Annotated in this window: 24 protein-coding genes; 19 read left to right on the top strand and 5 right to left on the bottom strand. The window is 38.7% G+C overall.

The features are described from left to right. Position 1: 1 nt before the first annotated feature. A complete protein-coding gene (pyc, locus tag IEV52_RS12240) occupies positions 2–3,445 on the top strand; it encodes a pyruvate carboxylase (protein ID WP_188402809.1) in 3,444 nt (1,147 codons plus the stop codon). Positions 3,446–3,491: 46 nt separating this feature from the next. Here pyc and IEV52_RS12235 read toward each other — a convergent pair whose 3' ends face one another. Continuing rightward, a complete protein-coding gene (locus IEV52_RS12235) occupies positions 3,492–4,379 on the bottom strand; it encodes a COX15/CtaA family protein (protein ID WP_229754274.1) in 888 nt (295 codons plus the stop codon). Between the two features lie 381 nt (positions 4,380–4,760). Here IEV52_RS12235 and cyoE point away from each other — a divergent pair, with 381 nt between their 5' ends. The 7 genes from cyoE (at position 4,761) to IEV52_RS12200 (ending at position 11,525) form a co-directional block, all read left to right on the top strand. After that, complete coding sequence (gene cyoE, locus IEV52_RS12230) at positions 4,761–5,654, top strand: heme o synthase (protein WP_188403900.1); 894 nt, start codon at positions 4,761–4,763, stop codon at positions 5,652–5,654. Between the two features lie 175 nt (positions 5,655–5,829). Next, positions 5,830–6,849: a cytochrome c oxidase subunit II gene (gene coxB / locus IEV52_RS12225; RefSeq protein ID WP_188402808.1), complete on the top strand. Its 1,020-nt coding sequence runs from the start codon at positions 5,830–5,832 to the stop codon at positions 6,847–6,849. Between the two features lie 31 nt (positions 6,850–6,880). Then, complete coding sequence (gene ctaD / locus IEV52_RS12220) at positions 6,881–8,725, top strand: cytochrome c oxidase subunit I (protein WP_229754273.1); 1,845 nt, start codon at positions 6,881–6,883, stop codon at positions 8,723–8,725. Beyond that, positions 8,725–9,345, top strand: coding sequence for a cytochrome c oxidase subunit 3 (locus tag IEV52_RS12215; RefSeq protein WP_188402807.1), 621 nt, complete (start codon positions 8,725–8,727; stop codon positions 9,343–9,345). The genes ctaD and IEV52_RS12215 overlap by 1 nt, the downstream gene beginning before the upstream one ends. Positions 9,346–9,349: 4 nt before the next feature. Continuing rightward, on the top strand, positions 9,350–9,694 hold the full coding sequence (locus tag IEV52_RS12210; RefSeq protein ID WP_188402806.1) for a cytochrome C oxidase subunit IV family protein: 345 nt from the start codon (positions 9,350–9,352) through the stop codon (positions 9,692–9,694). Positions 9,695–9,732: 38 nt separating this feature from the next. Beyond that, on the top strand, positions 9,733–10,701 hold the full coding sequence (locus IEV52_RS12205; protein ID WP_188402805.1) for a cytochrome c oxidase assembly protein: 969 nt from the start codon (positions 9,733–9,735) through the stop codon (positions 10,699–10,701). Positions 10,702–10,808: 107 nt separating this feature from the next. Beyond that, a complete protein-coding gene (locus tag IEV52_RS12200; RefSeq protein ID WP_188403898.1) occupies positions 10,809–11,525 on the top strand; it encodes a nucleotidyltransferase domain-containing protein in 717 nt (238 codons plus the stop codon). A 31-nt stretch (positions 11,526–11,556) separates the two neighbouring features. On the opposite strand, the gene IEV52_RS12195 is transcribed toward IEV52_RS12200, so the two are convergent. Beyond that, positions 11,557–11,907 (bottom strand): YugN family protein, encoded by a 351-nt coding sequence (locus IEV52_RS12195; protein ID WP_188402804.1) that lies wholly within the window; start codon positions 11,905–11,907, stop codon positions 11,557–11,559. Positions 11,908–12,064: 157 nt separating this feature from the next. Here IEV52_RS12195 and IEV52_RS12190 point away from each other — a divergent pair, with 157 nt between their 5' ends. Next, positions 12,065–12,493: a CBS domain-containing protein gene (locus IEV52_RS12190; RefSeq protein WP_188402803.1), complete on the top strand. Its 429-nt coding sequence runs from the start codon at positions 12,065–12,067 to the stop codon at positions 12,491–12,493. Positions 12,494–12,731: 238 nt separating this feature from the next. Next, positions 12,732–13,763 (top strand): CAP domain-containing protein, encoded by a 1,032-nt coding sequence (locus tag IEV52_RS12185; protein WP_188402802.1) that lies wholly within the window; start codon positions 12,732–12,734, stop codon positions 13,761–13,763. Between the two features lie 41 nt (positions 13,764–13,804). On the opposite strand, the gene IEV52_RS12180 is transcribed toward IEV52_RS12185, so the two are convergent. After that, positions 13,805–14,284 carry a PaaI family thioesterase gene (locus IEV52_RS12180; RefSeq protein ID WP_188402801.1) on the bottom strand — a complete coding sequence of 160 codons (480 nt, stop codon included), beginning with the start codon at positions 14,282–14,284 and terminating at the stop codon, positions 13,805–13,807. Between the two features lie 171 nt (positions 14,285–14,455). Between IEV52_RS12180 and ylbD the strand changes: the two genes are divergently transcribed. The 5 genes from ylbD to IEV52_RS12155 all read left to right on the top strand — a co-directional run bounded on the left by ylbD (position 14,456) and on the right by IEV52_RS12155 (position 16,904). Continuing rightward, a complete protein-coding gene (gene ylbD / locus IEV52_RS12175; RefSeq protein ID WP_188402800.1) occupies positions 14,456–14,854 on the top strand; it encodes a spore coat protein YlbD in 399 nt (132 codons plus the stop codon). Positions 14,855–14,869: 15 nt separating this feature from the next. Continuing rightward, positions 14,870–15,169 (top strand): YlbE-like family protein, encoded by a 300-nt coding sequence (locus IEV52_RS12170; RefSeq protein ID WP_188402799.1) that lies wholly within the window; start codon positions 14,870–14,872, stop codon positions 15,167–15,169. 58 nt (positions 15,170–15,227) lie between these two features. Next, positions 15,228–15,665: a hypothetical protein gene (locus tag IEV52_RS12165; RefSeq protein ID WP_188402798.1), complete on the top strand. Its 438-nt coding sequence runs from the start codon at positions 15,228–15,230 to the stop codon at positions 15,663–15,665. 117 nt (positions 15,666–15,782) lie between these two features. Beyond that, complete coding sequence (locus IEV52_RS12160) at positions 15,783–16,217, top strand: YlbF/YmcA family competence regulator (RefSeq protein WP_188402797.1); 435 nt, start codon at positions 15,783–15,785, stop codon at positions 16,215–16,217. Positions 16,218–16,628: 411 nt separating this feature from the next. Continuing rightward, positions 16,629–16,904 carry a YlbG family protein gene (locus IEV52_RS12155; RefSeq protein ID WP_188402796.1) on the top strand — a complete coding sequence of 92 codons (276 nt, stop codon included), beginning with the start codon at positions 16,629–16,631 and terminating at the stop codon, positions 16,902–16,904. Between the two features lie 36 nt (positions 16,905–16,940). Here the strand turns inward: IEV52_RS12155 and IEV52_RS12150 are convergent, their stop codons facing one another. Further along, positions 16,941–17,318, bottom strand: coding sequence for a DUF7147 family protein (locus tag IEV52_RS12150; RefSeq protein ID WP_188402795.1), 378 nt, complete (start codon positions 17,316–17,318; stop codon positions 16,941–16,943). A 341-nt stretch (positions 17,319–17,659) separates the two neighbouring features. On the opposite strand from IEV52_RS12150, the gene rsmD reads away from it, so the two are divergent. Then, positions 17,660–18,214 (top strand): 16S rRNA (guanine(966)-N(2))-methyltransferase RsmD, encoded by a 555-nt coding sequence (gene rsmD, locus IEV52_RS12145; RefSeq protein ID WP_188402794.1) that lies wholly within the window; start codon positions 17,660–17,662, stop codon positions 18,212–18,214. Positions 18,215–18,236: 22 nt separating this feature from the next. Beyond that, positions 18,237–18,725, top strand: a complete 489-nt coding sequence (gene coaD / locus IEV52_RS12140; RefSeq protein ID WP_188402793.1) for a pantetheine-phosphate adenylyltransferase — start codon at positions 18,237–18,239, stop codon at positions 18,723–18,725. Here coaD and ylbJ read toward each other — a convergent pair. After that, positions 18,722–19,939 (bottom strand): sporulation integral membrane protein YlbJ, encoded by a 1,218-nt coding sequence (gene ylbJ, locus IEV52_RS12135; protein WP_188402792.1) that lies wholly within the window; start codon positions 19,937–19,939, stop codon positions 18,722–18,724. The two genes, coaD and ylbJ, sit on opposite strands and share 4 nt — an antisense overlap. Positions 19,940–20,064: 125 nt before the next feature. Between ylbJ and IEV52_RS12130 the strand changes: the two genes are divergently transcribed. Both IEV52_RS12130 and IEV52_RS12125 read left to right on the top strand, forming a co-directional pair. After that, a complete protein-coding gene (locus IEV52_RS12130; protein WP_188402791.1) occupies positions 20,065–20,859 on the top strand; it encodes a patatin-like phospholipase family protein in 795 nt (264 codons plus the stop codon). Continuing rightward, the gene (locus IEV52_RS12125) at positions 20,849–21,892 is read left to right on the top strand and encodes a SepM family pheromone-processing serine protease (RefSeq protein WP_188402790.1); all 1,044 of its coding nucleotides are present in this window, start codon (positions 20,849–20,851) and stop codon (positions 21,890–21,892) included. Before IEV52_RS12130 ends, IEV52_RS12125 begins: the two co-directional genes overlap by 11 nt. Positions 21,893–21,977 lie beyond the last annotated feature (85 nt).

The following is a 21,977-nucleotide window of genomic DNA, read 5'->3' as shown; positions in this document are numbered from 1 at the left end:
TATGAGCAGAAAAATCAGCAAAGTCTTAGTAGCAAACCGAGGAGAAATTGCAATCCGGATTTTCAGAGCCTGTACAGAACTGAATATTCGCACTGTAGCTATTTATTCAAAGGAAGATACGGGTTCCTATCATCGTTATAAAGCAGATGAAGCCTATCTTGTTGGTGAAGGAAAGAAACCGATCGATGCATATCTCGATATAGAGGGGATTATTGAGATTGCCAAAACAAATCATGTGGACGCCATTCATCCTGGTTATGGGTTTTTATCAGAGAACAAAGAATTTGCAGAACGCTGCCGGGAAGAAGGCATAATTTTTATTGGACCAGATGAAAAGCATCTCGATATATTTGGCGATAAAGTTAAGGCAAGACAAGCCGCAATTGATGCCAATATACCTGTCATTCCAGGCAGTGACGGACCTGTAAACAGTCTTGAGGAAGTTAGGGATTTTGCAAACGCTCATGGTTTTCCTATTATCATTAAAGCTGCTATGGGAGGCGGCGGACGTGGAATGCGAATCGTAAGAAGTGAGAACTCCCTTGCAGAAAGCTATGACCGTGCTAAATCTGAGGCGAAAGCTGCCTTTGGAAAAGATGAAGTGTATGTTGAAAAATTTATTGAGAAACCAAAGCACATCGAAGTTCAAATTCTAGCAGATAAAGAAGGAAACCTTATACATCTATATGAGCGCGACTGCTCTGTTCAGAGAAGACATCAAAAAGTAGTAGAAGTCGCTCCAAGTGTTTCATTATCAGAAGAGTTACGCCACGCTATCTGCGATTCGGCCGTATCGTTGATGGAACACGTTGGATACTTAAATGCAGGAACAGTAGAGTACCTTGTCACTCAAGATGGGAATTTTTATTTCATTGAAGTAAACCCACGCGTTCAGGTTGAGCATACCATTACTGAAATGGTAACTGGAGTAGATATCGTTCAATCGCAGATATTAATCGCAGAAGGCTACTCACTGCATGGAAAAGAGTTGGGGATCCCGCTCCAAAAAGACATTTATTGCCATGGGTACGCGATTCAATCCCGTGTAACAACAGAAGATCCAGCTAACCAGTTCATGCCGGATACTGGTAAGATCATGGCTTATCGCTCCGGCGGCGGTTTCGGAGTACGGCTAGATGCAGGGAACGGATTCCAAGGAGCAGTCATCACCCCATTCTATGATTCTTTACTCGTTAAAGTTTCTACTTGGGCACTTTCTTACGAACAGGCTGCATCTAAAATGTTAAGAAACTTAAAAGAATTCCGTATTCGCGGTATTAAAACAAACATTGCGTTCCTTGAAAATGTTGTTACTCATGAGAAGTTCTTATCAGGTGATTACGATACTTCCTTTATTGATACAAGCTCAGAGCTGTTTGTGTTTCCTAAGCGAAAAGATAGAGGAACGAAAATGCTCTCTTATATTGGTGCAACTACCATCAATGGATTCCCTGGATTAATCAAACAAGAAAAGCCTAATTTTGATAAACCTCGTATCCCTAAGCTAAAACTTTCCGAGCCGATACCAAATGGCACAAAACAGCTATTGGACACGGAAGGGCCAGATGCTGTTGCCCGCTGGATAAAGGATCAAAAGAAATTGCTGCTCACTGATACTACTTTCCGTGATGGACATCAATCCTTGCTTGCTACACGTGTTAGAACAAATGATCTTCTTCATATCGCTGAACCGACAGCCAGACTATGGCCAAATATGTTCTCAATGGAGATGTGGGGTGGAGCGACGTTTGATGTTTCCTACCGTTTCTTAAATGAGGATCCTTGGGATCGTCTGATCAAACTTAGAGAGAAAGCACCTAATATACTATTTCAGATGCTTTTAAGAGCCTCAAATGCGGTAGGTTACAAGAATTATCCGGACAATGTTGTTGAAGAGTTTGTTAAAAAGTCTGCTATGGCAGGAATTGATGTTTTTAGAATCTTTGACAGCTTGAACTGGGTAGAAGGAATGAAAGTTGCGATAAGAGCAGTTCGTGAAACAGGTAAGATTGCCGAAGCTGCTATCTGCTATACAGGGGATATTTTAGATCCGAGCAGAACAAAGTATGATCTTAACTATTATGTGAATCTGGCAAAAGAACTTGAAACAGAGGGTGCCCACATCCTAGCGATTAAAGATATGGCAGGCCTCTTAAAACCTCAGGCTGCTTATGATCTTGTTTCAGCATTAAAGCAAGCTATCGATATCCCGATTCACTTGCACACCCACGATACGAGTGGAAATGGGATTTATACCTATGCGAAAGCAGCAGAAGCAGGTGTAGATATTGTTGACGTTGCAGTAAGTGCAATGGCTGGACAAACTTCCCAGCCGAGTGCAAACTCGCTGTACTATGCACTAGCAGGTAACGAAAGACAACCTGATCTGAATATAGACCATGCAAAACAACTTTCATCTTACTGGGAAGATGTACGTAAATATTATTCTGGGTTTGAAAGCGGCATGGCGGCACCAGATCCAGAAGTCTATGAACATGAAATGCCTGGGGGGCAGTTTAGCAATCTGCAGCAGCAGGCAAAAGCTGTAGGCCTTGGAGACCGCTGGGATGAAGTGAAGCAAATGTATCGAAGAGTAAATGATATGTTTGGTGATGTGGTTAAAGTAACACCTTCTTCAAAAGTGGTAGGGGACATGGCTCTTTATATGGTGCAAAACAACCTGACAGAAGATGGTGTATACGATCGAGGAGAGTCACTAGATTTCCCTGATTCTGTTGTAGAGTTCTTCCAAGGGTATCTTGGCCAACCCTATCAAGGTTTCCCTAAAGAACTTCAACGCATTGTACTAAAAGGCAGAGAGCCTTTAACAGTTAGACCTGGTGAACTCTTAGATGCAGCAGATTTTAATGATATTAAAGAAACACTGTTCCACAAGATCAATCGTCAAGTTACAAGTTTTGATGTTTTGGCTTATGCATTATATCCGAAAGTCTTTTTGGACCGCGAGAAAATGTATTCTCAATTTGGAGATATCTCCGTTCTTGATACACCTACTTTCTTTTATGGAATGCGCCTTGGTGAGGAGATTGAAGTTGAGATTGAACAAGGAAAGACTCTTATTGTAAAGCTTGTTTCTATTGGAGAAGCACAAAACGATGGTTCTAGAGTTCTTTATTTTGAGCTGAACGGTCAATCTCGTGAGATCGTAGTTATGGATGAGAGTGCAAAAGTAACAGTTTCATCAAAACAAAAGGTTGACCCTTCAAATCCTTTACAAATCGGTGCTAGTATGCCAGGTACGGTGATAAAAGTCTTGGTTGAAAAAGGCGAGAAAGTTAAAAAAGGTGATCATTTGATGATTACAGAAGCCGTGAAGATGGAAACGACGGTACAAGCACCTTTTGACGGCACAGTAAAAGAAATTTCTGTTCAAAACGGTGAAGGAATCTCAGCAGGAGATTTGTTGATTGAATTAATCAAATAAACATGAAAATGACCAAGGTGCATGGATATGCAGCTTGGTCATTTTTTCATTTTCGATATACGATTAATGCTAAGTAGCTTAAAGTGCCAAACAAGAAAGAAATTATCAATCCATGCGATAAAGCAACAAACAAGTTTAGGTTCGATAAAACAATCAGAGCACCTGAAACACCTTGAAGGATCACAAATAATAATGCAAATTGAAACCCTTTATTGAGAACCTTTTGATCTCGGTAATATTTTTTGGCATGATACCATGAATAAACAATCCACAAAAATAATACGATAGCTGCTATTCGGTGCATCAGATGAATGCTGGCCTGCGACCCTATCGTTGCTAAAAGTGAACCATTACATAACGGGAATTCAGGTCCACACCCCATACTGGAACCTGTATGTCTTACAAGTGCTCCGGTGTATACTACGGCATAGAGATAGGCAAAAAGCCAATAAATGTTCTTCTTAAATGCTGGAGTTACCTTTCCCATGAATGGCCTTTCACGATCTTCAAAGGATAAAATAGCTAATAGCAAAACACTTGCAAATGAAACAAGTGAAAATCCAAAGTGTGAAGCTAGGACTGCTGATGATTGGCTCCAAATTACTGCAGCTGCTCCAAGTAAACCCTGGAGAACAATGAAGAACACTGCAGATCCTGCGAGAATTTTAATCTCTTTTTTATGCGGTTCTCGTCTCCAAGCCCATATTGCTAATAAAATAACTAGAATTCCAAGCCATGCTGACACATACCGGTGACTCACTTCAATAATCGTTTCAAGTTTAGGTGCTGTTGGCAGAAGCTCTCCATAACAAAGCGGCCAGGAATTACCGCAGCCATCTCCAGAGTCCGTTTTTGTAACAACTGCACCCATGAGTAATACGAGAAGCATACCAAAAGAAGTAATAATAGAATAGATTTGATAAGCTCTTTTCAATTTATTCACCTGCTTTTTAGCCCCAGTAACATTTCACAAATTTGTAATATTTTCAACTAGTATTACAATCACCCTGATAGTACAAATAATATAAGATAGTGTCTATATTAGTCGAAGTATACAAAGCACTTGTTTTGTTTTATAATGTTAAAGGACATTTTCTTTATATATTTATATCCTAACATATAGGTAAAACGTTCTACTTTACATATTGTGAACAGATAAGGACATTTTTTAACCGTTGATTTTAGGCACAAGCCCATATAGAATGAATGAGGGCTTAAATAACAACTAAAGAAAGATTTGGAACATTTTACTCTGTAAAGGAGGTGTATCTTGTTGAGCAAGATTCCAACTGCATATGAAGCCGCTAACAAAGTTATGGAACCCGGACCGCTTTCAGAAGCAAATCCTACAGGAACCTGGAAAGATTTTTTGACCATAGCAAAACTCGGAATCGTTATGAGCAACCTCATTACAACGTTTGCCGGATTTTTCTTGGCCTTAAAATATAATGACTATTTATTTTCAGAGAATATTATTACGTTAATTCTTTGTGTACTTGGTGCAGCATTAGTTATAGCAGGAGGCTGCTGCTTAAATAACTATATTGATAGAGATATTGATCAACTGATGGAACGGACCATTGAGCGACCGACTGTAACTGGCCGAATCCCTCCAAATCAAGTGTTATGGGTAGGTATCATTTTATCAGCGATCGGAACATTTATGCTGGCTCTGACCACTCCAACCGCTGCTGTTATGGGACTTATTGGACTTTTTGTATATGTGTTTGTTTATACGATGTGGTTAAAGCGGACACACTCCATTAACACCGTCGTAGGAGGTGTTTCAGGTGCAGTTCCGCCTCTGATCGGATGGGCTGCGGTTGATGCAAACCTTCATTGGATTGCGTGGATCTTATTTCTGATCATGTTCTTATGGCAGCCGCCGCATTTTCTCGCGCTTGCCATGAAACGATGTGAGGATTATCGAAAAGCCGGAATTCCTATGTTGCCTGTTGTATCTGGTTTCGCGATTACAAAACGCCAGATGATCTGGTATGTGGCGGCTTTGATTCCAGTCTCTCTTTATCTGTTCGACTTCGGTATTGTCTATCTAATCTTAGCTTCTGTACTAGGAGCGGGCTGGTTAATACTGGCACTATCTGGTTTGAAGACAAAAGACGATATGAAATGGGCTCGCATGATGTTTGTGTATTCTTTGAACTATCTAACCATTATGTTTGTAGCCATGATTCTAGTAAACATATAGAAATCCTTACCGGAACAGCGCTTCATTTGTGCTGTTCCTGTAATTGCCTTTACATAAAAGGGCTTTCATAAAAGCTATTTTAGCTATTTCCATTCAAATAATCCTTTATTTGAATTGAATAGAAAGAACATTCAGTCAAAACAGACTACAACGAGAAAGTGGGGTATATGTAGTGATGAAAAAATGGCTACAAAAAGGACGTTTTCTTTCCTTATTTGCCATGTTGGCTCTTCTTTTGATGGGGTGCGGAGATCCGACTCTATCGGCTTTAGTTCCACAAGGTGAAGTTGCTGACAAACAGTTCCAGCTGATGCTGATTTCAATTAGTATTATGATTCTGGTACTAGTGGTAGTTTTCGTTCTTTATGCATTCGTACTATTGAAGTTTAGAAAGAGAAAAGGCGATGAGTCTACACCAAAGCAAGTGGAAGGGAACCACATGCTTGAACTATTATGGACAGTTATTCCAATTCTGTTGCTGATCATCTTAGCTGTGCCAACGGTTATGAGAACGTTTGAATTCTCTGCAGATGCTAAACCAGCTTCAAAGAATGAGTTAAGCATTAAAGTAACTGGACACCAATATTGGTGGGAATTTGAGTATCCGAAAGAAGAGCTGATCACGTCTCAGGAATTAGTACTGCCTGCGGATACGAAAGTGCATGTGGAATTATCATCTGCTGATGTTATTCACTCATTCTGGATTCCTTCTCTTGCGGGGAAGACCGATACAAATCCAGGTGATAAGAACAAGAACTATATGTGGTTTGACACTGGCAGCAAGACAGATGTTGTGTACAAAGGGAAATGCGCTGAGCTTTGTGGTGCATCACATGCTTTAATGGATTTCAAAGTAAGAGTTGTTTCTAAAGAAGACTATAAGGATTGGGTTGCCAGCTATAAAGCTACTGATGGCAAATCTTCTGCAAATGCTAACGGACAACAAGTCTTTGAAAAGAACTGTTTATCTTGTCACGCAGTTGGACAAGAAGGCGGAAACACAGGGCCTAGCTTAACTGGTTTTGGGGATAAGGACCGTGTAGCAGGTATATTAGATCATGACAAAGAAAATCTGGAAAAATGGATTAAAGATCCTCAAGAAGTGAAGCCTGGCAACAACATGCCTAAGGTAAACCTTTCTGATGAGGAAATTGATGCTGTAGCAGATTACTTGTTAGGTCTTAAATTGAAATAGTCTTAAGCATTGCAAAAAAGGAGGTTACACCGTGGCAACTCACGAAAGTCACAAAAAGAGAAGTGGGTTAATGGATTGGCTTACTACCGTTGACCATAAGAAGATCGGTATTTTATATCTTTTGGCTGGTGGGTTCTTCTTCTTAATCGGAGGACTTGAAGCTGTTTTAATGCGTATTCAATTAATGGAACCAGACAGTAAAATTTTTACTGGGGAACTTTACAATCAATTATTAACAATGCATGGAACGACGATGATCTTCCTTGCAGCCATGCCGATCATCTTCGGATTCATGAATGCCATTGTTCCTTTACAATTAGGAGCACGTGACGTAGCGTTTCCATACGTGAACGCTGTTGGTTTTTGGTTATTCTTTTTCGGTGGATTGTTATTAAACCTAAGCTGGTTCTTAGGCGGTGCACCTGAAGCTGGATGGACAGCTTATGCGCCATTATCTACAGTAGCAGAAGATACAGGGGTAGACTTTTATGTTCTGGGTCTTCAGATTGCTGGGGCAGGTACTCTTGCAGGGGGGATCAACTTCCTTGTAACGATTATTAATATGCGTGCACCAGGTATGACATTTATGCGTATGCCTTTGTTTACATGGGCTTCATTCGTAACATCTGGACTTATCCTATTTGCATTCCCAGCACTAACAGTTGGATTCTTCCTTCTTATGTTTGAACGTGTATTTGATGCTAATTTCTTTAATCCAGATATGGGTGGAAACGTACTAATCTGGGAGCATATCTTCTGGATCTTTGGTCACCCTGAAGTTTACATTTTGATTTTGCCAGCGTTTGGTATTATATCTGAAATCGTTTCAACATTCTCAAATAAACGTTTGTTTGGATATAGTGCGATGGTATTCGCAACTGTACTAATCGGTTTCCTCGGATTCATGGTATGGGTTCACCACATGTTTACAGTTGGTCTAGGACCTGTAGCAAACTCAATCTTTGCAGTAGCAACAATGGCAATCGCTATCCCGACAGGTGTTAAGATCTTCAACTGGATCTTCACAATGTGGGGCGGACAGATTCGTTTTACCACAGCAATGCTTTTTGCAGTTGGTTTCATCCCAACATTCGTAATGGGTGGGGTAACAGGAGTTATGCTTTCTGTTCCTGCAGCTGACTATCAGTACCATGATAGTTACTTTGTAGTAGCTCACTTCCACTATGTAATCGTTGGTGGTTTGATTTTAGGATTGTTCGCAGGGTTATACTATTGGTACCCTCGTATGTTTAACCGTGTATTAAACGAAACACTTGGAAAATGGAATTTCTGGTTGTTCTTTATTGGGTTCCACCTAACGTTCTTCCCTCAGCACTGGTTAGGACTTATGGGTATGCCTAGACGTGTTTATACATATATGTCTGGACAAGAGCTTGATGGGGCAAACTTTGTAAGTACAATCGGTGCGATTTTGATGGGTGCTGGAACAATTGTTCTTTTAATCAACATTGTAATCTCAGCTTCATCTAAATATGCAACAACTAAAGATCCTTGGGATGGCCGTACATTAGAGTGGGCTATGCCAGTTCCAACACCAGAATACAACTTTGCCCAAACTCCACTTGTACGTGGTCTTGACGCACTGTATGTTGAGAAAACAGCTGGTAATGGAGAAATGACACCTGCAGAACCTGTAGGAGAAATTCACATGCCAAATGGATCAATCCTGCCGTTTATCTTATCTTTAGGCATGTTCATTGCTGGGTTCGGCTTCATTTATGCTAACTGGATCGTGGCAATAGCTGGATTAGGGCTCGTGTTGATCACAATGTTCCTTCGCTCAGTAATTGATGATCATGGTTATCATATTCATAAAGAAGAAGTTGAAGCAGACATTAAAGGGGGTAGAGCTTAATGAATGCTGGAGAACGTTTAACAGATGCTAATTTCCCTGCTCATCCTGAAAAAGCTACCCTTGAAGGTAAAAATAAATTTTTAGGATTCTGGCTTTTCCTAGGTGGAGAAACTGTCCTATTTGCAACACTTTTTGGGACTTATCTTGGTCTTAGAAACATGCATTTAGATGGTCCTTCTGGGGAAGAATTATTCTCACTGCCATTAGTATTTTTAGCAACGATGCTGTTATTAACTAGCTCACTTACGAGTGTGTATGCAGTTCTTTCATTAAAACAGAACAAAGTACGCTCTTTACAAGGCTGGTTCATCGTAACTTTACTATTAGGCCTTGGATTCCTTGGCTTAGAAATTTACGAGTTCATACACTATGTTCATGAAGGACATACATTTACTAGTTCTGCATTTGGTTCTTCTTTCTATTCATTAGTTGGTTTCCACGGAGCCCACGTATTGTTCGGTATTCTTTGGATCGCAACCTTATTGGGCAGAAACTGGAACAGAGGTATCACATTAGCTAATGCACCTAAGTATTATTTGTTTGCTCTATATTGGCACTTTGTCGATGTTGTATGGGTATTCATTTTTACAGTTGTTTATCTAATGGGAAAGGTAGGTTAAACCGATGGCTAATCACCAAAAGAATCCTGAAACTACCGTGCACCGCCATGAGGAGATTCAGCGTAAACTTGCCTTAAAAGAGGAACGCAAGCATCATAACGTTTCTTTTGTAATGATGATTCTTTTAACGATTGTTGCATTTTTCGCTATTTGGAGTGACAAGATCAGTGACTCATTTGCTGTCTTGTTTATCCTTACATTGGCAATTGTTCAAGTATTCTTCCAGCTTTATGTATGGATGCACTTAAGCCACAAAGGACATGATTTCCCAATCTGGGGTATGGCTAGTGGTATACTTGTTGCAGCCATTACAGTAGCATCATTAATGGGACTTATTTGGACATCATAAGTATAAAAGGGCTGCATCCAGTATGCAGCCTTTTTTATATGTTACAAAATAACGAATTGTCACTGTATTCCATTACAAGAACTAAAGATATTGTTATAGTAGAATGGGGTACTTTTGTTAAGGAGATGACAGACATGCATCACAATCACCACACACATCATACTAGTTTAAGTGATTATAGCTGGTACGAACTTTATCCACCTTCTATATATATTTTGGCAGTCATCCTTGCTGTTGTTTATTTCCGCTGGGTCATTCGTGGCAGGAACAGTCAGAACATAGCAACTGGATGGCAAAAAGCAGCGATGGTCGCTGCGCTTGTATTAATGATCATTATTAAAGGAACGCCTGTACAAATATTGGGACACAACTATTTGTTCAGTGTACATATGGTACAGATGGCAGTGCTTTACTTAATGATTGCCCCGCTAATTATTTTTTCTGTTCCTGAAGAACAGTGGAAAAATTGGTTGAGTGTAAAATCTTTTTTAACACGAGTTTTTCACTTTCTCACTAAACCCTTAATTGCTTTACTCGTTTTTAATACCGTATTTTCTTTGTATCACATTCCATTAGTATTTGATGCAGCAGTATCGAATCCGTATATTCATTATGGGTATCATGCTTTATTGCTTTTAACTGCTTTCACTATGTGGTGGCCTATTCTTTGTCCAGTTAAAGAGCTAGATTCGTTATCAGATATAAAAAAAATTGGTTATGTTTTTGCGAATGGTGTGTTGATGACACCCGCATGTGCGTTAATCATGTTTGCTGATTTTCAGCTATATGAAACGTATAGAAACGTACCTCAATTATTCGCTTCGATGCCACCTAAAGAAGATCAGCACGTCGGTGGTGTTACGATGAAAATTTTTCAAGAAGTGATCTATGCGTTTGTACTTGGTTTGATTTTTTACAGATGGGTCAAAAAAGAACGTGTTCGTGATAAAGAAGATCTCGAAATGATTAAACGACAAAACAACCGCTTAAATCCTGAATTGAAATAACCGGCCTTGTGCAGGTTATTTTTTTTATATATAAAAAATGAAAAACAGAAGTTCATGTCGAATATATACAAAAAGCCAGGTGAAGAAGGAGTAGAATCTATATGAGAATCAGCGCCAGACAAGCAGCCAAAAAATTTGTAGAGTCATACTTTCCTAATTGTGAAGTGGCATATTTGGCTGGAAGTGTCGTAAGAGGGGAAGAAACGGAGAGTTCAGATTTAGACATTATTATTATTGATAGTTCTGTTGGGGATTCTTATCGACAATCTCTTTCAGAGTATGATTGGCCCATAGAAGTTTTTGTTCATAATATGTTTACGTATAAGAATTTTTTCAAACAAAACATAGATAGAGCACGACCTTCACTTCCACAGATGTGTGCAGAAGGCATAATTTTGCGAGATACCGGATATGCATCTAAAATTAAAAACGAAGCCCTGCAATTATTAAAAGCAGGACCTACACCATGGAAGACCATTGAGATCGAACAAGCCCGTTACCATCTAACAGATCTTCTAAACGATTTGGAAGGTTCAACAAGCCCTTTAGAAGATCTATTTATTGTTTCTAAACTTGCAGATTTAACCCATGAATTTGTATTGCGTGTAAATGGTCATTGGATTGGGGAAGGAAAATGGATTTTAAGAGCATTAAAAGAGTACAATGAAATATTTGCTGAACAATTCGCAAAAGTGTTTGATGAGTACTACTCAAGCCGTTCAAAAGCTGGAGTCATTCATTTTGTAGATGAAGTCATTGCTCCGTATGGCGGCAGGCTCTTTGAAGGGTATTCATCTCATTCGACAGAAAGTGCTGCAGAATAAAGAAAAACCCCTCAATCGCTGAGGGGTTTTTTTATACATGCAACTCACTGTGAAGTGCTTCAATCAGTTTGTTGCATTGGTTAACAACGTGCTTAGGGAAGTCTTCATCATATTCTACACCATGTGGATAATAGTGTTTACCTAAATAAGGTGTTCCAAGCTCCACCTTTGCATGTGGTGTTTCTGTTTCTGCCTCAATTACATGACATGGGAATCGGAAGTAATATACATCACCATTTGTCATATCTTCAAATTTGTAATCATATGTAATACGCTCATAGTCCCATTGGCCTGCGCGGATCATGCCATGGTTTTCCATCACATGTTCTAAGAGTGAGAATTCAAGTACCTTCCCGTTTAAGCCGCTTTCTTCAAATTTCATTGTGAAACCTCCTAGGAATTCAATAAAGAAATAATAATCACTTCTTAATGATATTATGAAAGCGCTAAAGATGCAATCATTGTAGAAAGTATGCATATTTGTTTTTCTTTCGTAAAGCATAAAGAAGAAGTAAATTGAATTTTTGGAGGTATGAAAGATGAAGAAAATTAGCGACATCATGACAAGGAATGTGGATTTTGTAACGCCTTTAGACAACGTATTTGAAGTGGCTGTTAAGATGAAGGATGATAACGTTGGAGTTATCCCGGTTTGTGAGAATGAGCAAATCTTAGGAGTAATTACAGACCGTGACATCGTTGTTCGAGGTGTAGCTGAAAAGCGTCCAGGTTCAACTAAAGTGACAGATGTTATGAGTGAAAATTTATACACAGGAACACCAGAAATGTCGGTGCAAGAAGCAGCTGAACTAATGGCAGAAAAACAAATTAGAAGACTGCCAATCGTTGAGAACAACAAACTTGTAGGCATTGTTTCTTTAGGTGACTTATCACTTACAAAAGAAAGTGATTCTGCTGCAGGACGTGCTTTATCAGAAGTATCAGAACATAGAGATCAGCTTCAATAAAGAAATCTTAAAGTAAAAGTTTAAGGAGGTTTACTCAAAAACTAATGACACTTTTGAGAAAGACCTCTTTTTCCTTTTTATAATCTTTTTCACAATGACACATTAACTGATTCTCTACGAAATGCACCCCTTGCTTTACTAAAATTATTCCTTAGAGAAAACTTCACAAGTTTAATAAATCCAAACACTTCCCTATATGCTAAACTATTACTAGATGAAAGACATAGGGGGAACCATTATGAGAGGATTGGTTACTTTTTTCCTATCCGTACTTATATTAATTGGATTATTTTTTTATGATGTATTGCCAGATTTCTCGATTCAAGAACAAGAGACTAAAACCAAAGTAGAATACATAGAAGAACCTTTAAAGATTCCCGACGATGCTGTTTCGAATTGGATAGGCAAAGATATTGACGCCTTTCAGCAAGAATGGGGGAAACCCGAAAGAATTGACCCCTCAAGCTATGGGTATGAATGGCATATCTATGGAAACAAGAGTCCAAAAGGTTACCTTCAAGCTGGTGTAGAAGAGGGAAAGATTGTTACATTGTTTGTGATAGGGTCTGAAGTTAACACAAACCCTTTTACTATTGGAGAGGAATCAAATCGTATTATTCAAAAGTATCCGATCGAAAGTGATATAACAATTAACGATGGAGAAGATTTCTTCCGGTTTGAACTGTCTGAACAAGAAGTAATGCTAAGACCGCTTATTAAAGTTGGTGAGAATGTTTGGGTTCAACTTTATTTTGACAAGTTTACCAATAAGTTATCAAGTGTCAGGTATACTACATCTGACGTCTTGTTAAGACAAAGGCCATACTCGATCGTGTATCGAGGCAACCTCCCTGCTGTTGCAAAACTTTCTGCAGAAGAGCAAAAGCAAGTAGATCAATCAGAAGAGCAGCAAGTCTTTGAGTTAACTAATATCATCAGGATCAAATTTAATAAAAGCCCGCTTGCATGGGATGAACAATCGTCTGAAGTGGCTTTCGGACATTCAAAAGATATGTTGGAAAAGCAATATTTTTCACATGAAAGCAAAGACGGAAGAACTCTTTCGGATAGGCTTCAGGAAAAAGAAGTAATGTTTGTGCAAGCAGGAGAGAATATTGCAGCAAACTATACAGATGGCATAGCAGCTGTTGAAGGCTGGATGAACAGTGAAGGACATAGAAATACCTTGTTAAATGAGGAGTATACACATCTTGGAGTTGGAATCCATAATAAATATTATACTCAAAATTTTTTAGTACCGATGAAATAAAAGATAGAGCTGATTCAACCTATTTGATTCAGCTCTTTTTATTAATCAGCAAGTTTGAAAAATGTACCAGTCGCCGATGCGATCAAAACACCTTTCTCATTTCTTACCTTTCCTTCCATACGGACCAACTGGCGGCCGTTATGAACAACTTCTGCACGGCAGATGAATTTTTCGCCTGTTCCTGGAGTTAGAAAGTCAACTTTTAATTCAACAGTAACTGCTCCTCTTTTATTACCGGGAACGAGGCTGGCCATCGTTCCCATCGCTGTATCTAAGAGTGTTGCTGTAAGACCGCCATGTACGATGCCGATTGAATTATCAAGGAGAGGTGAATTGGGCATTTCCATTTCAAGCATTTTATCTTCCACAAGATTTGTCTTAAGTTGTAATAACGAAGCAATATGCGTAAGACTTTTTCTTTCTCTTTTCATTTTTAAGCTGTTCAAGAATACTTGGAGTGCTTCTTGTTCCTGTTCAGTACTATTCTCTATGAAATGAATCCACTCTTTTTTTATATCCAAATCTGTATCCCTCGATCTTTTTTTATTTTATTGTACCTTTTTAGGCGGTTAAGAATAAAGTAAACAGAATTAACTTTAGATTAATTTTAAAAATGGGCGCACCAATTTATGGGCACTTATGTATCATGTAGTAAAACATGATTCGTTAGTGGATGGCTGGGGGTGGATTCTGTGGTAAAGACTGATATTGAAAGTTTCAAGGAGTTTGTTCATAAACATCCTGAATTAATAAAAGAAGTTAAGAAAAATAATAGGCCCTGGAAAGAAGTTTATCAGGATTGGATCGTTTTAGGGGAAGAACACGAAAGCTGGAATCAGTATACGAATGAAAAAGACAACAAACAAGAAGAGCGGTCAAAAACGAAAAGGGAAAAAACAGAGCTTACAGTAGGAGATATAATAACAGGTTTAAGTAAAATTCAAATTACTGATGTACAAAAATATTTATCGCAATTCGGAAGTCTTATGGATGCCGTTCAAGAACTGTTACAGCAATTTAATCATCAGTCTGACAGACCAAACCAGCTGCCGGAAAATAGAATGAATGATTATCCTTCTTACAAAGATTAAAAGGATGTGTGTGGTGTGCGAAGAGAAATTCTGGATTACTTAAACACTAGACCTGACCTCAAATATTATATTAGAGAAAAACCAGAATGGTATAGAAAGCTTTGCCGTAACCCTTTTTCGGTTTCTGAACTGGAAGAGAACGCGAAGGTGTTTTACGGCCGTACTTTTGGTCAAAGAGTAGATCGTTTTCACCAGCAGCTGCAAAATTTTGGTTTACTGATGGAACTGATCTCAGTGATGGGAGAGGTAAAACCAGACGACATTCCACCGCAAGATGATTTTCCGCCTATGCAAGAACCTTTAAATAACGGATAATAAGGGATATTATTATAAAAAATGGAAAAAACTATCTCTAGAAGGAGTGGTTTTTTTCATGAACAAAAAGAAAAGAATGATCTATGCTGCTGCAGGATTACTAGTCGTACTCGTTATTTCGTTATTTACAATGACTATAGAAACAAAAAGCAAAAGAGATGCACAAGTAAATCAATCCGAAACGGCTTTAGAGGCATCTTCGTATCCTTTAATGGAAAAAGATTGGGCTGTAAACTATCATGTTAAAAAACATCGGATCTATATTGAAAATATTATCCCAAGGTTTTCTTTTCAAGGCAGTCTGACAAAAACACCTGGTAATAAAGATGGATATATTGCCGTTTTTGTTAATGGAAAATGGAGAATGAATGCTAACCAATCCATGTTTATCTTAGAAAAAATGAATCAGGGAAAACAAAAAATCACCCTGCAGTTGAAGAAAAAGGATGGAACAGACTACGGTATAAAGAAAAATATAGTGGTACACATTCGTTAACTCTTCTATATTAAGAAGAGTTTTTTATTTTGTGAATGAAAACAGCTATACTTTTAAGTCCGCCCAATATCCGCTATAATAGATAGGAAACCTCATACCTAAAGGGAGGTGTGACGTATGAGTTTAGATCAAGTTGTATTGTTTGAAGAATCTTTATCATTAGCTGAAATGGTGTCGAATTCAAGCATTGCAATCGCATATAGAGAATCAAAAAATATTTTGGAGCAGGATACTGAAGCACAGAATATGATTGCCCGTTTTGCACAAATGAAAGAGAAGTATGATGAAGTCCAGCGATTCGGGAGATACCATCCTGACTATCACACCGTGTCAACAGAGATTCGCAAATTTAAACGAGAGCTGGATTTTCATGAAAAGATAGCTCAGTTTAAAAAAGCAGAAAGAGAACTAGAAAAACTTCTTATGGAATGCAGCAGGATAATTGCTGATAGTGTGTCTGAGCAGATTAAAGTCCCTACCGGAAATCCATTCTTTGATGAGAGTTCATGCAGTGGCGGTTGTGGTTCTGGCGGATCATGCGGGTGTGCATAGCAATACTAATTTTCTTTAAAACGTATGCAGTCGAAGCATAAGTTTCCACAGCAGAACATTTTCTCCTGAGGAACTAAAAAACGCATTCGATAGACATACAGATTTTCCTCTGATCTCACAAAGTGGAGGTTTAATGTGAGCCGTTTCCCTTTCATTGCTTTTACAGCGTGTTTTTTGACAGCATCTGTTGACTCATCTAAAGACACATGTGGAAGTACATTTACATAAACGAAAGGGATTCCGGCCATTAATTTTTTTTCAATAAAAATGATAGCGGGATCAAGGGTTATCCGATTTAGAAAATCCTCCCAAATGTCATTCAAGTCCAAAATACATCACATCCTATTAAACGATAGTAAATTTCTGAGTAATATATTGATGTATGAATTAAGTATAAAAGGGGCTTTCAAAATGATAGGTAATCGTCGCGGTCTTTCAGTTTTTCTTCATTCTTTAAAGTTTTCAAAGCAATTAAGACGCTATGGAAATGTTCATTATGTTTCAAGAAGACTTAAATATGCTGTGTTGTACTGTGATGGAAACAAAGTTGATGAGATAGCAGCAAAGCTTCAATCTTTACATTTCGTTAAAGAAGTAAAAAGGTCTCATAAACCAGAAATTAAAACAGAGTATGAAAGTAAAATTGTTGATAAAGCAAAAGAGTATGACTACAAGATGGGTATTTAAAAAACAGGCAGGCTAATGTAGCAGCTGCCTGTTTTTTTACGTTAATGGAGGAATTAAGTAATTTAATCGCAAGATCCCAATCAGATAATGAAAGAAAAGTTCGGTCTCCGCAAAATCAGTTGAAGGTTTTACATCAAACGATATAATATCTTTATTGATCTGAGCTGCTTTTGATTCGAATAGTCCGTACCGTTTTGATGGGAATGGGATTCCCTCTCTGCAAATGTATAGTGGTTGAAATTTCCCTTCAGAAGCAGGCTGCAATACGGCTACGAATGATGCGAATATTTTATCTTCTTTTTTTACTTTCAGACACAAGAGCTGTGAAACTCGGTGTTTATTGGACTCCATGATCTCAAGAAGTTCATATAAATCTGAATACCCTTCTCCAAGCTCAATAAATCGTTGGATCATAAGTTCATCCCCCTTTCTACTACCTCAATGTAGCATAATAGCTAACTAGCATAAAGAGCTTTAAACAATAAAAAAAACCTGCAGCAAAATACTGCAGGTTGCCTTTAAAACAAAATCACTTCTGTTTAAAGGCGATGGGAGAGGAGAAACCGGATGAAGAACTTATGGGGAGTAAGTCTTCTCCGCGGTTGGCAACAACATCGTTCGTTGATGTTGTTATAAGTAGTATGACCTCATTTATTTTGCCTTATACTTATAACTAAAGATTTGATTGTTTGATATAAGGAATACTTGTGATAGGATAGGTAATGGAAAACGGATAAAGAATCAGGTGAAAAAACGTGAGAGTAATAGCAGGAGAATGTAAGGGAAGGCCATTAAAAGCTGTACCAGGGACAAATACAAGGCCAACTACCGATAAGATTAAAGAATCAATCTTCAACATGATCGGTCCTTTTTTCGAAGGCGGGAATGGGTTAGACTTGTATGGCGGCAGCGGCGGGCTAGGTCTAGAAGCATTAAGCAGAGGAATGGATCATTTTATTTTTATTGATAAAGATCAAAAAGCGATACATACCATTAAAGAAAATATCAAACAATGCAACTATGAAGACAGAACAGAAGTCTTTAGAAATGATGCGAAAAGAGCATTGAAAGCGCTTCACAAAAGAGAGGCTCAGTTTGACATGATTTTTCTGGACCCTCCGTATGCAAAGCAGATGCTTATAAAAGATATGGAGGAAATTGAAAAACTAGAGCTCCTTTCTATCGACGGAAGAATTGTGGCTGAGCATGGAACAGATGTTTCTTTGCCTGAGCATATTGGGAACTTCCATCGAATAAGACAGGAAACGTACGGTAAAACAACAACGATTACAATTTTTAGACGCCATTAAGAATATATATGAGGTGAAGATTATGCCAACGACTGCAGTATGTCCTGGTAGCTTTGACCCTGTTACCCGAGGTCATTTGGACATTATAAAACGCGGTGCAACAGTATTTGATAAAGTTATTGTAGTAGTAGCGAATAACCAAAGCAAAGACCCATTATTTACAGTTGAAGAAAGAATCGCATTACTAAAAGAAGTTACTAAGCAGTTTCCTAATGTGAAAGTAGACTCTTTCAATGGACTTCTGATTGATTATGTAAAAAATATCGGAGCTAACGTGATCTTAAGAGGTTTACGTGCCGTTTCAGATTTTGAATATGAAATGAAAATAGCTTCTATCAATAAGAAGCTAGATGATAAAGTTGAGACCTTCTTTATGATGACAAATAATCAATATTCTTTCCTAAGCTCAAGCATCGTAAAAGAAGCCGCCAAATACCATGCAAATGTTTCAGATCTCGTACCCGAAGTTGTAGAAGAAGCATTAAAGGAAAAATACAACAGCCCCCGTTAATAACGGAGGCTGTTTTTCTTTATAAGATTTCTGTTCCACAATATGATCGACAGCAACAAAAAACCAAGGGTCACGTAGTGGCTTTGTGCAAGGGCGAGCATTCCAAATTCTCCAAGGCTTTCACTTTTTTCTGTAAGAAAGGCAAAAGCTGGAGCCGCACTGCTTTTAACGTGATACAAATACGGGAATACTATAAGACAGATAAATGCAGAAAGAAAACCGTGAATGATTCTTGCAATGAAAAAAGGTCTGAATTTAATATCAGTATCAGCAAGAATGCTAGCTACTTGTGCCTGTACGGACAGACCGCTAAAAGCCAGAATAAAGCTTGTAATAACTGCTTGCTGCAAGATGGTGGATTGTGCAAGACTTGTTAAATTGCTTCCTAACGTTATTTCAAATATTCCTTTAATGAGAGGTAAGCTTAAAGATTCAGACAAGGAGAAGAAGACAAACACAAACTTCATTAGATCTGAAAGAAGCTCTGCAACATGCAGCAGGTCCATCATTTTACTGAGCACAGAGAAAAGAATGATAAAACCACCGATCATGAGCAGTGTTTTGGTCGATTGCTGTACAGCATCTCCGAGCAGTTGTCCGATAGGACGATTATCCGCCAACCGAGCTTCATGCATATGTTTAAAAGCATTTTTTAATCCTTTGCCTCTATAGAGCTCTTTATGTGTTTTCGGATCTTTTTTCCACCCGTGAAACCTCATGATCAGACCGACAAAAAAGTTGCCTAAATAATGACTCACTGCAAGTACAATCCCTAGTGCCGCATTATGAAAGAACCCAACTGCTATTGCGCTGAACATAAATAGAGGGTTTGAGCAATTTGTAAACGATACGAGCCGTTCTGCTTCAAGTGTAGAGATTTGCTTTTGATGCCATAATCTCGCTGTAAGTTTAGCTCCTGCAGGGAATCCAGATGATATTCCCATTGCCCAAACAAACCCTCCTGAGCCTGGTACACGAAAAAGAGGCCGCATGAGGGGTTCGAATAATACACCTATAAGATGTACGACCCCAAATCCCATTAGCACTTCAGATAAGATAAAAAAAGGCATAAGGGAAGGAAATACTACATCCCACCACATTTTCAGACCGGTTACAGAAGCTGTATACGTTTCTTTAGGGTATATTATAATGGAGATCGCAATGATGATTGCAGATGATGACATTACAAATGTTTTAAAATAGTCTTTATTCATAAGGGGAGTGCTCCTCTCGCTAAATTCCACATTACTTACTTGTCCTCATCCTTATTTATACGTATAGCCAATCTCTTTAGACCATATGTTAAAAAAAGACGGTGCTACTAAAGGAGGAGCAATGGATGAAAGAACCGAAAATCGGACTTGCTCTAGGTTCTGGCGGTGCCAGGGGGTTTGCGCATCTTGGTGTAGTAAAAGCATTAAGAGAAGCTCAAATTCCGATTGATATGGTAGCAGGTAGCAGTATGGGAGCTTTAGTTGGTGCGATGGTTTGCATGGGCCATAGCGATGAAAACTTATACCGTATGGCAACACTTTTCAAACGTAAATATTACATGGACTATACTGTTCCAAAGATGGGATTTATCACGGGGAAAAAAATAAAAGAATTAGTGAGACTTCTTACCAAACAAAAACGTATAGAGCAAACAGATATTCCTTTGGCGATCGTTGCTACTGATCTATTGCTGGGTGAAAAAGTTGTATTTAGAACCGGCTCAATTGCAGATGCCGTTCGTGCAAGCATTTCTATTCCAGGAATACTGGTGCCAGAAAAAAAAGACGGGAAACTTTTAGTGGATGGAGGAGTCATTGATCGTGTTCCTGTCTCAGTGACGAGGGAAATGGGAGCGGATCTAGTCATCGCTGTAGATATATCTCATTTTAAAGCAGAACACCAGGTATCTTCTATCTTCGATGTTATCATTCAAAGCATTGATATTATGCAGCGTGAGATGGTTCGCTGGCATGAAATCTCTGCGGATATCATGATCCGGCCCATGGTTGAACAGTTCAGTTCTACAGCTTTTAAGGACGTAAATGATATAATCGCTATTGGAGAAGAAGCCGGAAGAAAACAAGTACCCAAAATCTTAGAAAAGATCAACAAGTGGAAGGAGTCATCGCATGACCATTGAAGAAAAAAGAAATAAAAGAAATTTTTTCTCACAGAACAAATTTATCATCCTGTTTTTATTAGTTTTTGCATTCATCGCATTTTATCCACTCCCTTATTATATAACCTCTCCAGGTGATGCACGTGAACTGGATCCAATCATTTCAGTACAAGATGGAGATGAGGACGAGGGAGTGTTTATGCTGACAACCGTTTCAGTAGGTACAGCTAACATACCGCAATACATATGGGCAAAAATGAGCGACTACCGTGAAGTCATACCCGCTGAAGAGATCAGAGGTGAAGATGAAACGGATGAAGAGTACAATCAGAGGCAGCTGCAGATGATGGAAGATTCACAGCACGCTGCAACAATCGTTGCGTATCAAGAAGCTGGTAAAAAGGTCGATATTAAATATCATGGTGTATATGTAACGGGAATTATGTCAGGGATGCCGGCAGAAGAAAAATTAAAAGTAGGAGATAAGATTGTCGCAGTTGACAGTAATCCTGTTATGGAAACTAAAAAGCTGCTTGATGTCCTTGCTCCTAAAAAAGCTGGTGATCAGGTTGATCTAACCATTCTTCGCGGTGATAAAAAAATGGATGTAAGCTTGAACATAGAACAGTTTCCGAAAAAATATATTCAAGATGAGGGGCCAAAAGCGGGTCTTGGTATAACTTCTCCTGTTGCAGATGTTTCGATCGAAACAGATCCGAAAGTGAAAATCGATACTTCCCAAATCGGAGGACCTTCTGCAGGTTTGATGTTTACGCTGGAAATATTGGACCAGCTGAGAGATGATGACCTGACACATGGCAAGAAAATTGCGGGTACCGGAACGATGGACCTGCAAAAGAATGTAGGGCCGATCGGTGGCATTCAGCAAAAGATTGTAGCTGCAGATGAAGCGGGCGCTGAAATCTTCTTTGCACCTGTTGACGGGAACAATTATGAGGATGCAGTGAAAGCACAGAAAGACATAGGATCAAAGATGAAGATCGTTCCTGTTAAAACATTAGATGATGCATTAAATTATTTAGAAAAGTTGTAAAAAGAAATGGATGCAGAAGAGCCAAAGCTTCTTTCTGCATCCATTTTTATCGTTATGCGAAGTTTTATAAAGTGTATGTAGGTTC

This window comes from Fictibacillus barbaricus, assembly GCF_014635025.1.
GTDB lineage: Bacteria > Bacillota > Bacilli > Bacillales > Fictibacillaceae > Fictibacillus > Fictibacillus barbaricus.
The sequence above is the reverse complement of the archived record's forward strand: the minus strand, read 5'-3'. Positions and strand labels throughout refer to the sequence as shown.

Coding starts and splice junctions, on each gene's coding strand:
- pyc (WP_188402809.1), top strand. CDS start 2: ATGAGCAGAAAAATCAGCAAAGTCTTAGTAGCAAACCGAGGAGAAATT.
- cyoE (WP_188403900.1), top strand. CDS start 4,761: ATGGAACCCGGACCGCTTTCAGAAGCAAATCCTACAGGAACCTGGAAA.
- coxB (WP_188402808.1), top strand. CDS start 5,830: ATGAAAAAATGGCTACAAAAAGGACGTTTTCTTTCCTTATTTGCCATG.
- IEV52_RS12215 (WP_188402807.1), top strand. CDS start 8,725: ATGAATGCTGGAGAACGTTTAACAGATGCTAATTTCCCTGCTCATCCT.
- IEV52_RS12210 (WP_188402806.1), top strand. CDS start 9,350: ATGGCTAATCACCAAAAGAATCCTGAAACTACCGTGCACCGCCATGAG.
- IEV52_RS12205 (WP_188402805.1), top strand. CDS start 9,733: ATGTTACAAAATAACGAATTGTCACTGTATTCCATTACAAGAACTAAA.
- IEV52_RS12195 (WP_188402804.1), bottom strand. CDS start 11,907: ATGAAATTTGAAGAAAGCGGCTTAAACGGGAAGGTACTTGAATTCTCA.
- IEV52_RS12190 (WP_188402803.1), top strand. CDS start 12,065: ATGAAGAAAATTAGCGACATCATGACAAGGAATGTGGATTTTGTAACG.
- IEV52_RS12185 (WP_188402802.1), top strand. CDS start 12,732: ATGAGAGGATTGGTTACTTTTTTCCTATCCGTACTTATATTAATTGGA.
- IEV52_RS12165 (WP_188402798.1), top strand. CDS start 15,228: ATGAACAAAAAGAAAAGAATGATCTATGCTGCTGCAGGATTACTAGTC.
- IEV52_RS12160 (WP_188402797.1), top strand. CDS start 15,783: ATGAGTTTAGATCAAGTTGTATTGTTTGAAGAATCTTTATCATTAGCT.
- IEV52_RS12155 (WP_188402796.1), top strand. CDS start 16,629: ATGATAGGTAATCGTCGCGGTCTTTCAGTTTTTCTTCATTCTTTAAAG.
- IEV52_RS12150 (WP_188402795.1), bottom strand. CDS start 17,318: ATGATCCAACGATTTATTGAGCTTGGAGAAGGGTATTCAGATTTATAT.
- coaD (WP_188402793.1), top strand. CDS start 18,237: ATGCCAACGACTGCAGTATGTCCTGGTAGCTTTGACCCTGTTACCCGA.
- ylbJ (WP_188402792.1), bottom strand. CDS start 19,939: ATGAATAAAGACTATTTTAAAACATTTGTAATGTCATCATCTGCAATC.
- IEV52_RS12130 (WP_188402791.1), top strand. CDS start 20,065: ATGAAAGAACCGAAAATCGGACTTGCTCTAGGTTCTGGCGGTGCCAGG.
- IEV52_RS12125 (WP_188402790.1), top strand. CDS start 20,849: ATGACCATTGAAGAAAAAAGAAATAAAAGAAATTTTTTCTCACAGAAC.